12 protein-coding genes are annotated in these 13,655 nt (G+C 72.7%); 6 read left to right on the forward strand and 6 right to left on the reverse strand.

The genetic code is table 11. The features are described from left to right. Window positions 1-372: 372 nt before the first annotated feature. Window positions 373-1,398: a LacI family DNA-binding transcriptional regulator gene (locus ACFV2S_RS20400; RefSeq protein ID WP_385560749.1), complete on the forward strand. Its 1,026-nt coding sequence runs from the start codon at window positions 373-375 to the stop codon at window positions 1,396-1,398. 88 nt (window positions 1,399-1,486) lie between these two features. Here the strand turns inward: ACFV2S_RS20400 and ACFV2S_RS20405 are convergent, their stop codons facing one another. Beyond that, the gene (locus ACFV2S_RS20405) at window positions 1,487-3,253 is read right to left on the reverse strand and encodes a glycoside hydrolase family 6 protein (protein ID WP_385560752.1); all 1,767 of its coding nucleotides are present in this window, start codon (window positions 3,251-3,253) and stop codon (window positions 1,487-1,489) included. Window positions 3,254-3,357: 104 nt separating this feature from the next. After that, window positions 3,358-4,926, reverse strand: coding sequence for a cellulase family glycosylhydrolase (locus tag ACFV2S_RS20410; protein ID WP_385560755.1), 1,569 nt, complete (start codon window positions 4,924-4,926; stop codon window positions 3,358-3,360). Window positions 4,927-5,346: 420 nt separating this feature from the next. On the opposite strand from ACFV2S_RS20410, the gene ACFV2S_RS20415 reads away from it, so the two are divergent. The 5 genes from ACFV2S_RS20415 to ACFV2S_RS20435 all read left to right on the forward strand — a co-directional run bounded on the left by ACFV2S_RS20415 (window position 5,347) and on the right by ACFV2S_RS20435 (window position 9,900). Then, a complete protein-coding gene (locus tag ACFV2S_RS20415) occupies window positions 5,347-6,108 on the forward strand; it encodes a MerR family transcriptional regulator (RefSeq protein ID WP_385560758.1) in 762 nt (253 codons plus the stop codon). A gap of 255 nt (window positions 6,109-6,363) precedes the next feature. Next, complete coding sequence (locus ACFV2S_RS20420; RefSeq protein WP_385560761.1) at window positions 6,364-7,173, forward strand: hypothetical protein; 810 nt, start codon at window positions 6,364-6,366, stop codon at window positions 7,171-7,173. A gap of 108 nt (window positions 7,174-7,281) precedes the next feature. Continuing rightward, a complete protein-coding gene (locus tag ACFV2S_RS20425; RefSeq protein ID WP_385560764.1) occupies window positions 7,282-8,793 on the forward strand; it encodes a carboxylesterase/lipase family protein in 1,512 nt (503 codons plus the stop codon). A gap of 75 nt (window positions 8,794-8,868) precedes the next feature. Beyond that, window positions 8,869-9,333 carry a pyridoxamine 5'-phosphate oxidase family protein gene (locus ACFV2S_RS20430; RefSeq protein WP_385560767.1) on the forward strand — a complete coding sequence of 155 codons (465 nt, stop codon included), beginning with the start codon at window positions 8,869-8,871 and terminating at the stop codon, window positions 9,331-9,333. 291 nt (window positions 9,334-9,624) lie between these two features. Continuing rightward, window positions 9,625-9,900, forward strand: a complete 276-nt coding sequence (locus ACFV2S_RS20435) for a hypothetical protein (protein WP_385560770.1) — start codon at window positions 9,625-9,627, stop codon at window positions 9,898-9,900. A gap of 47 nt (window positions 9,901-9,947) precedes the next feature. On the opposite strand, the gene ACFV2S_RS20440 is transcribed toward ACFV2S_RS20435, so the two are convergent. The 4 genes from ACFV2S_RS20440 to ACFV2S_RS20455 all read right to left on the reverse strand — a co-directional run bounded on the left by ACFV2S_RS20440 (window position 9,948) and on the right by ACFV2S_RS20455 (window position 13,599). Beyond that, window positions 9,948-10,571: a hypothetical protein gene (locus tag ACFV2S_RS20440; protein ID WP_385560773.1), complete on the reverse strand. Its 624-nt coding sequence runs from the start codon at window positions 10,569-10,571 to the stop codon at window positions 9,948-9,950. Window positions 10,572-10,651: 80 nt separating this feature from the next. Next, window positions 10,652-11,287: a lactate utilization protein C gene (locus ACFV2S_RS20445; protein ID WP_385560776.1), complete on the reverse strand. Its 636-nt coding sequence runs from the start codon at window positions 11,285-11,287 to the stop codon at window positions 10,652-10,654. Between the two features lie 174 nt (window positions 11,288-11,461). Then, a complete protein-coding gene (locus ACFV2S_RS20450) occupies window positions 11,462-12,886 on the reverse strand; it encodes a lactate utilization protein B (RefSeq protein WP_385560779.1) in 1,425 nt (474 codons plus the stop codon). Further along, a complete protein-coding gene (locus tag ACFV2S_RS20455; protein ID WP_385560781.1) occupies window positions 12,883-13,599 on the reverse strand; it encodes a (Fe-S)-binding protein in 717 nt (238 codons plus the stop codon). The genes ACFV2S_RS20450 and ACFV2S_RS20455 overlap by 4 nt, the downstream gene beginning before the upstream one ends. Window positions 13,600-13,655 lie beyond the last annotated feature (56 nt).

Genomic DNA, 13,655 nt, shown 5'->3' on the forward strand with positions numbered 1-13,655 from the left:
CTCTCTGTGCGCCAGGAGGCCCGGCCGGCCGATCGCGGCTCGGCGGTGCCCGCCGGGGCCTGTGTCGTAAGCGCTGTGTCGCAAGGCTGTGTCGCGTGTGTGGTGCGTCGGTGCGGCACCCCTATGGGAGCGCTCCCACGTCGTTGCCGGAAGGTTGCTGCCTGGCGGGTGCGGGTGTCAAGAGATGAACGCGGATTCGTTACCGGAAGGTTTTCCGGGGGTTTCGTGACACCTCGACGCCTCCGGGCCGTCATCTCCTGAACGCGGGCGCGTGGCGCGGGACGGTCGCCGTGGACTAGTTTGGGAGCGCTCCCATCCCTCCGCGGGTCATCGGTGAGCAGCGCGTTGTCCTACGAGGGGAGTTCGGGAGTCGTGAACGGACGGCGGAGCGGCAGGCCCACCCTGGAGCAGGTCGCGTCCAGGGCCGGGGTCGGCCGGGGCACGGTCTCCCGGGTGATCAACGGCTCCCCCCGGGTGAGCGAGCGGACCAGGACCGCCGTCGCCCGTGCCGTCGCCGAACTCGGCTATGTGCCCAACCAGGCGGCCCGCGCCCTCGCGGGCAGCCGCACCGACGCGATCGCGCTCGTCATCCCGGAGGCCGAGGCCCGCCTCTTCGCCGAGCCCTACTTCCTCGACCTCATGCGCGGCGTCGGCGCCGAACTCGCCGGGGCGGACAAGCAGCTCCTGCTCACCCTGGTCCGCAGCGAACGGGAGCGGCAGCGCTTCGAGCAGTACCTCGCCGCCCAGCGCGTCGACGGAGTGCTGCTCGCCTCGGTCCACGCCGACGACCCCCTCCCCGACCGCATCAGGGAACTGGGCCTCCCCGTCGTGATGAACGGCCGCCGCGCGGAGGCCGAGCCCGTGCCGTACGTGGACTCCGACAACATCGGCGCGGGGCGGACCGCCGTCGCCCACCTGGTGGGCCGCGGCCGCAGCCGCATCGCGACCGTCACCGGACCCCTCGACATGTACGTGGCGCGGGCCCGGCTCGGCGGCTACCGGGCCGGCCTCACGGAGGCCGGACTCCCGCCCGACGAGACCCTCGTCGCGGCCGGAGACTTCACGGAGGAGGGCGGCCGGCGGGCCATGCGCCTGCTGCTCGCCCGGAGGCCCGACCTGGACGCCGTCTTCGCCGCCTCCGACGTGATGGCCGCGGGCGCGCGCGGAGCCCTGCGCGAGGCGGGCCGCCGGGTACCGGAGGACGTGGCCCTGGTCGGGGTCGACGATTCACCGGTCGCGCGGCTCATGGACCCGCCGCTGACGAGCGTGCGCCAGCCGATCGAGGAGATGGGCCGCACGATGGCGCGGATGCTCCTCAGGGACATCGCGGAGACCGCTCCGGCGGAGCCGCTCCGGCGCGTGCTGCCGACGGAGCTGATCGTGCGGGAGTCCTGCTGACCCTTCTGACGGCTGAGGCGGCCTGCGCGCACGGACGACCCCGGGAGATCCGGATCGGATCCCCCGGGGCCTGGCGTACCGAGACGGGCTACAGGGCCGGGTACGCGTTCTTCAGGAGTTCCTGGAACTGGGCCGAGAACCACTGGCCCGAGATCGGGGCGTCCGGCAGCGCGCCCGACATGCTGTTCCCGTTACGGGCGTTGCCCGTGTACGTGGGGTCGCACATGCGGTCGAAACCCTTGCCCTCGTTGTTCGGGATCTCCTTGGAGGCGCCGTCGGACTCGCCCGGGGGCTTCATCCAGACGTACGCGTCGATGCCCGCGGCCGGCGCCGCCTGGGGCCGCTCGCCGAGACCCGCGCCGGACTGGTTGCACCAGTTGCCGAGGTGGATGCGACGGTCGTACTTGCCGCCGTCGACGTACGTGTCCACGGTGGTCGTCGGGCCCGCGGCGGTGGGCCGGGCGGAGCCGCCCCAGCCGTTGCGGGAGGTGTCGATCAGCATGCCGAGGCCGCTGTCGAAGCCGAGCGAGACCAGCTTGGCGCGCATGGCCTGGGCGTACGACAGCTCGTCGGTGTAGCGGTTCCAGTCCACCCACTTGGACTGGCGCACGGAGACGCCGTTCACGCTGTCGCCGATCGTGAAGTGGTCCTCCTTGAGGGCGCTGTAGTTGGCGGTGTTGACGATGAACCCGTGCACGTTCGCCACGGTCGAGCCCTCGGCCGTGGCGGCCTGCTTGAAGAGTTCGGCCGAGGAGCCGAAGTTGTCGTCCCAGCCCAGCCAGCCGTGGTGGCCGGCGTCGATGTAGTTGTAGACGTTGCCGATCGCGCCGAACTTCTTGAGCGCGTAGCCGACGCCGGTGATGTAGTTTCCGTTCGCCTTCATGACGTCGCAGTTGGCGGTGGCCGTGGGGCGCCCGGAGACGTTGGTGACCAGGTTGGGCAGCGAGTCGATCTCGACCGTGGTGACGATCCGCAGCCCCGCGTACTTCGCGTCGGCGAGGATCGCGGCGATCGGGTCGATGTACTCGGTCTTGTAGCGGCCGATCTCCGTGGGCCCGAGCTCGCCGTTGGAGGCGAGTGCGGCGCAGTCGCGGCCGGGCAGGTCGTAGATGACCAGCTGGACGACCAGCTCGCCGGAGCCCTTCTGCTTCAGGGCCTCGTCGAGGTGGGCGCGCAGGCCCATGGAGGAGCTGGAGCCGTTGATCGCGGCGATCCGGTCCAGCCAGACGCCGGTGGGCTGGTTCGAGACCTTGGTGCCGCCCGGCTCGGCCGCCGCCTTCGCGGACCATTCGGGGTTCACGTACACCTTGGCGCCGGCGTAGGGGTTGTCCACCCTGGTGCCGGGAGGCGGGGTGGTCGGCGGAGTGGTCGGCGGTGTGGTGGGGGGTGTGGTCGGCGGGGTCGTCGGGGGCGTCGTGGGCTCGGTGGCGCCGTTGCAGACGACCCCGTTCAGCTTGAAGGTCGCCGGCACGGCGTTGGTGCCGCTGTAGGAGCCGTTGAAGCCGAAGGAGGTGGAACCGCCCGTCGCCAGGGTCCCGTTGTAGGAGAGGTTCCTGGCCGTGACGGCGGCGCCCGACTGGGTGAGGGTGGCGTTCCAGCCCTGGGTGACCTGCTGGTTGCCGGCGTAGGACCACTCCAGGGTCCAGGCGGCGACCGGATCACCGGTGTTGGTGACGGTCACGTTGGTGCCGAAGCCGGTGTTCCACTGGTTGGTGATCTGGTAGTCGACCTTGCAGCCGGGGGTGGCGGCACCGGCGGTGGCGGTGCCGAAGACGGTGGCGGTGGCGCCGGTGGCGGTGATGAGGCCGAGTGCCGCCAGGAGGGCGGTGCGGCTGGTGCGACTGGTGCGGTTCATGCGGGTGGGGGTTCCTTTCCGGGGGTGTGGTCGTGCGGGTGGGGTCGTACGGGTGTGGTGGTGTGGACGTGGTGGTGCGCTCGTGGTGGAAGGGGCGCGGTCGGTCAGGGGGTGAGGGCGCGCAGGTGGTCGCGCAGCCCGATGCCGAACGCGGTGGGAGTGCCGTCGTACGAAGTGATCAGCGCTGGACCGGAGTTGCAGTTCCAGGTGTTCCAGGTCCAGCCCAGGTACGAGAGGCCGCGGTCGTCGAACCACTTCATGACGCGGTCGACGAACGCGTGTCCGCAGGTGTTCTCGCCGATCTCGCCCGCGAGGAGGGGGACCTCCGCGGCCACCGGTGCGAGGGTGGCGTTCCAGCACGTCTCGTCGGAGCAGGTGTTGAAGTTGTAGACGTGCCAGGCGGCGGCCAGTCGGCCCGCCGGGTCCGTGGGGCGGTACGTGAGCCACTGGCTGAGGTCGTTGGAGTACGCCAGGCCCGGGACGAGGACGAGGTTCGTCGCCCCCGTGGCGCGGACGGCGTCCACCAGGTCCTGCATGCCCGCGACCTCGTAGCCGATGCCGGGGCAGGTGCCCCCGTCGCGCCAGCAGGCCCAGGCCTGCGCCGCGGTGGGGATGGCCCGGTCCGGGTAGGGCTCGTTGAACAGGTCGAAGACGACCCGCCGGTCGTTCTTGAAGGTGTTCGCGACCGAGGTCCAGAACGCGGGGGTGTACTGGGCGTCCGGCATCGGCTTCTGGCAGGAGGCGTGCACGTCGGAGCAGGCCGCCGAGTTGCCGGTGTACTGGCCGTGGGTCCAGTGCAGTTCGACCACGGGGGTCATGCCGTGGGCGAGCACCCTGGACACCAGGTCCTTGACGGCGGCGACGTAGTTCGCGCCCCGGTACTCGGGTTTGACGGTGTCGAGGCCGAGCCAGCACTCCTCGTTGAGGGGGATGCGGACCGTGTTGGCCTTCCAGCCGGCGATGGCCCGGACGGACGCGTCGTCGACGGGACCGTCGAAGAAGCCGTGGCCCTGGACGCACATGAACTCGCCGCCGGAGCGGTTGACGCCGAGGAGGCGGCGGGTGGCGCCGTTCTGGTCGGTGAACCGGTTGCCGGAGACGGTCAGTTCGGGCGCTCCGGTGACGGGAGTCGGGGGTGTGGTCGGGGGAGTCGGCGTGGTCGGCGCGACCGTCGGGGTGGTCGGAGTCGTAGGGGTCGTAGGAGTCGTGGGAGTCGTGGGAGTCGTCGGGGTGGGTGTTGTCGGCGTCGGTGCGTCCGTCGTACAGGGCGTGCCGTTGAGCGTGAACGCGGTCGGTGCCGTGTTGGCGCCCGTCCAGGAGGCGATGAAGCCGCCCGAGACCTTCGCGCCCGTGCCGAGCGTGCCGTTCCAGCTCTCGTTGACGACCGTGACGGACGCCCCGGACTGGGACCAGGTGCCGCCCCAGCCCTGGCTGATCACCTGGCCGGCGGGGAAGGCGAAGCCGAGGCTCCAGCCGGTCAGTGCGGCACCGTTGTTCGTGACGGACACAGCACCCTGGTAGCCGCCGGACCACTGGCCGGCGACCGAGTACTCCACCGTGCAGGCGGGTGCGGCCGAGGCTCCGGCGGCCGTACCCATGACGGCGAGAGCGGTGCTCGCCGTCGTGAGCGCCACTCCTGCGAGCAGCGCGGACAGACGTGGGGGATGTCGCATGAGCGAGTCCTCACAGCGAGGGCACAGCCCTGACGGCGTGCCGACTGGATGGAATCGCTCCCACTGGGTCGGGGCAGACCGTAGCGTCAACAGCCGCCAAGCAAAAGAGGAGTTGAGTAAATTCCCCGGTTTTTGGCTTCGACTCCTCACACACCTTGACGGCGTTGGGCCCCAACTGCACAGTGGGAGCGCTCCCACTGGTTCATTGCTTGACCGTCGCACGGCCGCACCGCCGCACGTCGCACCGTCAGCACGTCGCACCCCCGACCTTCGAGCCGCGAGGAGAACCACCGGCATGCCACGCCTCCCGCCACGCCCCCGACCATCCGCCGGATCCGGCTTGCGGTTGACGCGGCGTCAACTCCTACGGTTCTCGTACGGGGCCGGAGACACCGGCCCCCGGCGAGGAAGGACACCGTCATGGCCTGGTCGATCGTGGACGTGGTCCGCATGTCCGGGGTCACCTCCCGGACCCTGCGGCACTACGACGAGATCGGTCTGCTGACGCCCGCGTGGACCGCGGGCGACGGGCACCGTCACTACGAGGAGCCCCAGCTGCTGCGCCTCCAGCAGATCCTGGTCATGCGGGAGCTGGGGGTCGGCCTGCGCGAGATCCGGGACGTGCTGGACAGCGGCGCCGACCGCGTGACCGTCCTGCGCGAGCACCACGCCCGGCTGCTCGCGGAGCAGGACCGGCTCGGCACCCTGGCCCGCACGGTCGCCCGCACCATCGCCGAACTCGAGGAAAGCGAGGACCAGGACATGGTGAGCGTGAACCGCCCCGAGAACCTCTTCGAGGGCTTCCGGCCCGACCCGGCGATCGAGGCCGAGGCGCGGGAGCGGTGGCCGGAGGCGTACGAGCGGTCCCGGCGGGTCGTGGAGGGGATGAGTCCCGAGACCACCGAGCAGTGGCAGCGCGAGGCCACCGCGCAGATGATCCGCTTCGCCGAGCACATGGCCGCCGGCACGCCCGTCGACGACCCGTCGGTCCAGGCCGAGGTCGACGGCCACTACAAGGACGTCTGCCGGTTCTGGACGCCGAACGCCGAGGCGTACCGGGGGCTCGCGCGGACCTACGTCGAGGACGACCGGTTCCGCGAGAACTTCGACCGGATCGCCGTCGGGCTGGCCGACTACCAGCACCGGGCGATGACGCTCTACGCGGACACCCGGCTGAGCTGAGCCGGAATCCGGGCGGGCGGCCCCCGAGCGGGAGTCGCCCGGGGGCCGCCCGCGACGTCGGGCCGGCCCCCGCTCGCCCGCGCGGCGGGGGGGGGGCGGGGCGCGGGGGGGGCCCCCCCGGGGGGGCGGGGGGGCCGCGGGCCCCCGGGGGGGGGGGGGGGGGGCGCCCCGGCGGGCGATCCGCCGGGGGTTCGCGGACGGGATCGTCGTCGGTGACGGGCCGACCAACGGCCCGCGGACACCGAGGACCGCGCCATGAAGACGTTCTTCCACGCCCTGGGCCGGACCCCGGCCGCCCCGGAGCGGGCCCTGGCCGCGCAGGGCCGTGCACCGGTCCCTGCGGACCGGACCCGGGCCGTCCCGGGCCAGACCCCGGCTGCCCCGGGCCAGACCCCGGCTGCCCCGGACCAGACCCCGGCTGCCCCGGGCCAGACCCCGGTGGCCCCGGGCCGGGCCCCGGCAGCCCGGGACCGGACGCCGGCCGCCCCGGGCCTGGCCCCGGTCGTTCCGAGCCTGACCCCGGCCGCCCCGGGCCGGATCCGATCCGCCTGGCGTGCCGCCCACGCGCCCGTGCCGGGCGTCTCCCGCCGCATGCGGCTCCTCGCCCTCGCCGTGCCGTCGACCGTTCTCCCGGCGAGCCTCTGGCGCCTTCCCGCCGCCTTCGACGCCGGGATCGGCATCGGAGAGCGGGCGTACATCGTCTTCCTCTCCCTCTTCTCCGAGGCCGTCGCGTTCACCGCGATCGGTCTCGTCGCCCCGTGGGGCGAGGTCGTTCCCTCCTGGGTCCCCGCCCTCCGGGGCCGCCGGATCCCTCCCGCGGCGGTTCTCGTCCCCGCGGCCCTGGGTGCGACGGCCCTGACGGTCCTGTGGACCGGACTGTCCCTCGCCATCCAGCTGACGGGCACCACGATCCGCGGTGACACGCTCCCCGCCGACTTCCCGAGCGAGGTCGGCGGCTGGACGGCCTTCTCCTTCTACGTCTGCTACGCCCCGCTCGTGCTGTGGGGCCCGTTCCTCGGCGTGCTCACCGTCGCGTACGGCAGGCGGCGCCGCGACCGCCCGTGACCCCGGCACGGACATCCGCCCGGGGTCCCGGAATCGACATCAAGGACGCGTCAATCGTCATGATCTTGGTGTTGGTGCGGATGAGGGACGTCCTGGCAGGCTGGGGCCATGGACATCTTCGAGACGACACGCGGTGCCGTGCGGGGCTTCCGGGCCTCCGGAGAGGTCGTCGCCGCGCTCGGAATCCCCTACGCCGCACCGCCGTTCGGTGCCCTCCGGTTCCGGGCGCCCGCCCCCGCCGCCCCGTGGACCGGAGTACGGGACGGCACGGCGTTCGGCCCGGTCGCCCCGCAGTCGGCGGAGCTGCCCGGCTCACCGGCGTGGTCGCCCGGTGACGAGGACATCCTCACCGTCAACGTGTGGACCCCCGCACCGGACGGCGGCTCCCTGCCCGTCCTGGTCTGGATCCACGGCGGCGCCTACGCGTTCGGCTCCTCGGCGCAGCCGGACTTCGACGGCCTGGCCCTCGCCCGTGCCGGCCTGGTCGTGGTCACCCTCAACTACCGTCTCGGCTTCGAGGGGTTCGGCCACGTGCCCGCCGACGGGAGGAACGCCTTCCCCGACAACCGGGGCCTCCTCGACCAGGTCGCCGCCCTGCGCTGGGTCCGGGAGAACATCGCCGTGTTCGGCGGGAACCCGGGCGATGTCACGGTCGCCGGCCAGTCCTCCGGGGCCGCTTCGGTGGCCTGCCTCATGGTGATGGACCGGGCGCGCGGCCTGTTCCGCCGTGCCGTCGTGCACAGCCCCGCCAGCCCGCACCACACGCCGGACATCGCCGCCGCCACCACGCGCGAGGTCGCCGCCGCTGCGGGCCGTCCGGCCACCTGGGAGGGTCTTGCCGCCACGACGCCGGAGGCCCTGGTCGCCGCGTCCGACCAGGTGGTCGAGGCGTACCGGCGCGATCCCGGCTCCGGGTCCCGTCACTACGATCCCTCGCTCCACGCCCCCGTCCTGGACGGCGACGTCCTGCCCCGCGACCCCCTCACGGGCCTCGCCGCAGGTGCCGGGCGGGAGGTGGACCTGCTCGTCTGCCACACCACGGAGGAGTACTGGCTGCTCGACGCCGTCGGCAGCAGCGCGAAGGTCACCACGGAGAGGCAACTGGGCCGATTCGCAGCGGACTTCGGGCTTCCCGACGGTCTGGTCGACGGCTACCGGGCCGTGCGGCCCGAAGCGCCCGTGCTCGACGTGTACCTGGCCGTCTTCGGCGACCTCCTCTTCGGGGAGTACGCCCACCGGCTCGCCGAGGCGCAGGTCCGGGGCGGCGGCCGGGCGTTCCTCTCCCGCTTCGACCGCCGCCGTGAGGGTCCGTCGGGTGTCGTGCGCGCCTGGCACTGCGCGGACGTCCCGTTCGCCTTCGGCAACGTCGACGAGGACTGCGTGGCCTTCCTCATCGGCGGCGCCCCCACCTCGGCCGACCGTGAACTGTCCCGCCGGATGGTGGCGGCGTGGACGGGCTTCGCCGCCACCGGCGACCCGGGCTGGCCGGCGTACGACGACATCGCGCGGCAGGTGCGGGTGTGGCGGACCGAGGAGGGGGATCCCCGGGGCGGACAGGGCGTGCCCGACGTCCCGCGCGGGCTCTGGGCCGGTGTCGGATTCCCCCTGCTCCGCCCCTGACCGCCGGGCGCGGGGTTCACGGGAAGTGTGCTGGCCGGGGCGTCTCCCGGGGAACGGCCGGGTAGCCTCGCGATCATGACGAACACTCAGCCTCTGCGTGACTCCGCCCGCCGCATACGGGACGTGCTCGGCCGCCTCGACGAGGAGCAGGACATCTGGGTGGCCACGGCCGGTGCGGCCGGGGAGCCGTACCTCGTGCCGCTCGCGTTCCTCTGGGACGCCACCCACCTGTGGCTGTGCACGCGCATCGGCAACCCCACGGGCCGCAACCTCGCCGACGGGGGCCGCGTCCGGCTCGCGCTCGGGCACACCCGGGACGTCGTCCTGCTCGACGGTGACGTCACGGTCTTCGGTCCGGAGGAGGTTCCGGTGGCGGCGGCGGACGCGTTCCACCGGAAGACGGGCTGGGATCCGCGCGGTTCGGGCCCCAGCTACCACTGGTTCCGGGTGCGTCCCACGGCCGTCGAGGCCTGGAACGAGGAGCCCGAACTGGTCGGCCGCCACATCATGCGCGACGGCGTCTGGGCGGAGGCGACCTGAACCGTCGCGTACGGAACGGCGACGCGGGCGGGGCGGGGGCCGGGTAGTCCGCCCGGCATACCGGCCCCCCGAAGCGTCCGGCGCGGGGGCGTCCGGTCACGCCGTCGGCCCCCCCCGCACCGCCGAGCCCACCAGCCACGGCTGTTGCGTGAAGAAACCGTACCGTTCAGTCTTGACGGTGAACTGGTCGGTGTAGTTCAGTCATCGGCGGAGGTGACGCGGGTTGCCTGCCGTGACGAGAGGGGCGGAGAGATGTTCGCGGTCATGTACCGGTGGCGGGTTCGTCCAGGGATGGAACAGCAGCTCGCCGACGGGTGGCACCGGGTGACCCTGGCGATCCACCAGGAGTGCGGCAGCTACGGGTCCCGGCTGCACCGGGCGGACGACGGGACCTGGGTGGCGTACGCGCGCTGGCCCGACCGCGAGACCCGGGAGCAGAGCGTGACCCCCGACCCGGAGGGCCTGGCGATGATGCGCGAGGCGATCGCGGAGTACTTCCCCGAGACCCGCCTCACCCTCGTCGACGACCTCCTCGCCGAACCCGAGCCCGAGCTCGAGGCCGGCTAGGCCTCCAAGATCCGGCCTCCACCCGGTCGAGGAGGACCGGGAGCGCTTCACGTCGCGAACGGATTCCCGTGGCCGGGAAGATGCCCGCCCGGCGGAAGGTACCGCTTGCGTCCGTTCTCGTCGGTCACCGGTGTGAACCCGGCCGCCTCGAGCCGGGCGGTGTACGTGACGTTGAGGCGTCGGGTGATGACGAACATCACGGACAGCAGAGCCGCCATCGCGAGCAGGAAGACTCCGCCGATGGTGAGGGCGTCGATCGTGCCCTCGCCGAAGTCGCCGCCCAGGTCCACGGCGGCCAGGATGAGCAACACGACGATGAACACCAGCTGTTGCCTGGGTGAGTACTTCCGGTCGAGGTCAAGGACCATGCGGGCCTTGAGGATCTCGATCGCCTCGGGCACGAGCGGCGGTAACGAGCGCCCGTCGGCGGCCCGCGGATAGCGGGCCCGGTTCTCCGCGGCGCGCGCCCGGGCCTGCGGGCTCGGGTCCGGCACGAGCCGCAGCGCCATCTTTCCACCGGCTTCGTTCAGGTCCGCGTACGCGTACCCGAACTGCTCGGCGAGGAAGGCGAGTCGGGTGAGTCCCCCCATCGTCGTCATGAGGGTGAGCTCGACCGTCTCCTCCCCGCTCTCCATCTGCCGCAACATCTTCCGTACATGCTTCTTCCGCACGCGGTGCTCCCCCCGGTCGACACGCTGCGGCCAGCTTGCCACAGCGCCATGTCCAGGGGACGTCGGCCCGCCGAAGCGGCTCAGGCCCCCGTCACCAGCACGACCTCCAGGGTCCGTGGGCCGTGGACGCCCTCCACCCGGTCGAGTTCGATGTCGCTCGTGGCGGAGGGGCCGGAGATCCAGGTCAGGGGCCGTCCCGGGGCGAGCCGGGGGAGCGCGAGCGGCACCGAGGCCACCACCTGCTCCGGGGCCCGCACCACGCAGAGGTGCAGGTCCGGGACGAGCGTGAGGGCCCGGCGGCCCTGGCCCGGACCTCCGTCGAGGACGATCGTGCCGGTCTCGGCGATCGCCACCGCGCACCCCGTCACCACGGCGTCCGTGCCGTCGAGCGCGTACGGATCCAACGGGGGCTCGTCGTGCCGCCGCACGGCCTCGGTCGCGGCGAGCCACGCGTCGGGCAGGCCGGGCGGGACGACGACGCTGCGGGCGCCGTGCTCCGCGAGCAGCCTCGCGACGAGCCCGGCCAGGTCGCCCGGCAGGGTGCGGTGGACGTGCGCCCGGTAGTCGGCGAGGTTCTCGTGGAGGAGGTCGAGCAGGGCGTCCGGGTCGTCCGGGGTGTGGCTGGTGCGGTAGTCGCGGGCGACGGGCACGGCCTCGGGCGCGCCCGCGACGGCGGCACGGACCCGGGCGAGGATCCGTGCGCGGGAGTCGGTCATGTGCGGTGACTCCTCACGGAGTTGGGGAGTGTGGTGAGCGGGGCTTCATGTGCGCGGGCTCGCGAGCTGGAGCGTCATGTGCGCGGGCTCTGCGTGGAGTTGGGGGGTGAGGTGACCGGGAGCGTCATGTGCGCCGCCTCTGAGTGGAGTTGAAGGGCGCGGTGACCGGTTGTGTCATGTGCGGTTCTTCCTCCACCAGTCGCGGAACGGTTCGGCCGGGAGTTCGGGAAGGTCGCGGTGGTCGGTCCACTGGCGGGCGCCCGGGCCGGGCAGCCGTCGCGGAAGCGCCTTCCGGGCCGCCGACGCGAGCCGCTCCCCGGTGACGAGCGCGCCCGGGTGGTCCAGCACCCAGGTGGACGCCCTGATCGCGGCCCGCTCCAGGCGGTGGCCCTTCCCGCCCTCCTGGGCCACCTTCTCCCGCAGGTGCACCAGCACTTCGGGGATGTCGATGGCGACCGGGCACACCTCGTAGCAGGCGCCGCACAGGGAGGAGGCGTACGGAAGGGAGGCGTCGACCTCGCTCGCCGTGCCCCGCAGCTGCGGCGTCAGGATCGCGCCGATCGGACCGGGGTAGACCGAGCCGTACGCGTGACCCCCGGCCCGTTCGTACACCGGGCAGACGTTCAGGCAGGCCGAGCAGCGGATGCACCGCAGCGCCTGCCGCCCGACCTCGTCGGCGAGGGCGTCGGTGCGCCCGTTGTCGAGGAGCACCAGATGGAAGGTGTCCGGGCCGTCGCCGTCGGTGGTCCCGGTCCACATGCTCGTGTACGGGTTCATCCGCTCGGCGGTCGAGGAGCGGGGGAGCGTCTGGAGGAAGACCTCCAGGTCCCGCCACTCCGGCACCACCTTCTCGATGCCGACGACCGAGATGAGCGTCTCGGGCAGCGTGAGGCACATGCGGCCGTTGCCCTCGGACTCCACCACCACGAGCGTGCCGGTCTCGGCGACCATGAAGTTGGCTCCCGAGATCCCGACCTTCGCCCGCAGGAACTTCTCCCGCAGGTGCAGCCGGGCCGCCTCCGCGAGATCGGCCGGGGTGTCGCTCAGTCCCTCCGGTGCCGGACGGCCCCAACTCCCCATCCTCTCCCGGAAGATGTCTCGGATCTCGCCGCGGTTGCGGTGGATGGCGGGGACCAGGATGTGCGAGGGCCGGTCCTCGCCGAGCTGCACGATCAGCTCCGCGAGGTCCGTCTCGTAGGCGGCGATGCCCTCGGCCTCCAGGTGCTCGTTGAGCCCGATCTCCTGGGTGGCCATCGACTTGACCTTGACGACCTCGGTCTCCCCGGTGGCGCGCACGAGGTCCGTGACGATCCGGTTCGCCTCCGCCGCGTCGGCCGCCCAGTGCACGGTGCCGCCCGCCGCCGTCACCGACTCCTCCAGCCGGAGCAGGTACGTGTCGAGGTGACGGAGCGTCCGGTCCTTGATCCGCCGGCCCGCCTCGCGCAGCGCGGCCCAGTCGTCCAGCTCGGCCACGGCGCGCGCCCGCTTGTCCCGGATGGTGTGGGTGGCGTGCCGGAGGTTGGCGCGCAGCGTCGGGTTCCCCACGGCCTCCCGCGCCGCCTCGGGAAAGGCCGGCATGCCCACGAAGGTTCCGCTCATCGCCAGGGCTCCTCTTCCGTGCTCGCCAGGATCTCCGCCAGGTGCAGGGCGCGCAGCGGCGCCTTCTGCCGTCTCAGCATGCCGCCCACGTGCAGCAGACAGGAGTTGTCCGCGCCGCACAGCACCTCGGCGCCCGTGGACAGCGCGTTCGTGATCTTGTCGGCGCCCATCGCCGCCGAGACGTCCGGGTTCTTCACCGCGAACGTGCCGCCGAAGCCGCAGCACTCCTCCGCGCCCGGCAGCTCCACGAGCTCCAGGCCCTTCACCGCCTCCAGGAGCCGCCGCGGCCGGTCGCCGAGCCCGAGGAGGCGCAGCCCGTGACAGGACGGGTGGTACGTCACCCGGTGCGGGAAGTACGCACCCACGTCCGTCACGCCGAGCACGTCCACCAGGAACTCCGTCAGCTCGTGCACGCGCGGCGCGAGCCCTGCCGCGTCCGCGCCGAACGACGGGTAGTGGTGCCGCACCATCGCCGCGCACGAGCCGGACGGGGTGACGACGTGGTCGTACCCCTCGAAGGCCCTGACCGTGCGCCGTACCAGCGGCTCGGTCTCCGCCCGGTAGCCGGTGTTGAACTGCGGCTGCCCGCAGCAGGACTGCGCCGCCGGGAAGTCGACGTCCACGCCCAGCCGTTCGAGGAGTCGGAGCGTGGCCACGCCCGTCGAGGGGAAGACGGCGTCGTTGACGCAGGTGACGAAGAGAGCGACACGCATCACGGTTCCTCGGGGACGGTCCGGGTCGGGCGGCGGCCCTGTCCCAGGCGGCGCCG

Origin of the sequence: Streptomyces sp. NPDC059695, from assembly GCF_042733785.1 — a bacterium.
Taxonomy (GTDB): domain Bacteria; phylum Actinomycetota; class Actinomycetes; order Streptomycetales; family Streptomycetaceae; genus Streptomyces.

Excerpts from the sequence above, each read along its gene's own strand:
- ACFV2S_RS20405 (WP_385560752.1), bottom strand. The coding sequence starts at position 3,253 with ATGAACCGCACCAGTCGCACCAGCCGCACCGCCCTCCTGGCGGCACTC.
- ACFV2S_RS20410 (WP_385560755.1), bottom strand. The coding sequence starts at position 4,926 with ATGCGACATCCCCCACGTCTGTCCGCGCTGCTCGCAGGAGTGGCGCTC.
- ACFV2S_RS20415 (WP_385560758.1), top strand. The coding sequence starts at position 5,347 with ATGGCCTGGTCGATCGTGGACGTGGTCCGCATGTCCGGGGTCACCTCC.
- ACFV2S_RS20420 (WP_385560761.1), top strand. The coding sequence starts at position 6,364 with ATGAAGACGTTCTTCCACGCCCTGGGCCGGACCCCGGCCGCCCCGGAG.
- ACFV2S_RS20425 (WP_385560764.1), top strand. The coding sequence starts at position 7,282 with ATGGACATCTTCGAGACGACACGCGGTGCCGTGCGGGGCTTCCGGGCC.
- ACFV2S_RS20430 (WP_385560767.1), top strand. The coding sequence starts at position 8,869 with ATGACGAACACTCAGCCTCTGCGTGACTCCGCCCGCCGCATACGGGAC.
- ACFV2S_RS20435 (WP_385560770.1), top strand. The coding sequence starts at position 9,625 with ATGGAACAGCAGCTCGCCGACGGGTGGCACCGGGTGACCCTGGCGATC.
- ACFV2S_RS20445 (WP_385560776.1), bottom strand. The coding sequence starts at position 11,287 with ATGACCGACTCCCGCGCACGGATCCTCGCCCGGGTCCGTGCCGCCGTC.
- ACFV2S_RS20450 (WP_385560779.1), bottom strand. The coding sequence starts at position 12,886 with ATGAGCGGAACCTTCGTGGGCATGCCGGCCTTTCCCGAGGCGGCGCGG.
- ACFV2S_RS20455 (WP_385560781.1), bottom strand. The coding sequence starts at position 13,599 with ATGCGTGTCGCTCTCTTCGTCACCTGCGTCAACGACGCCGTCTTCCCC.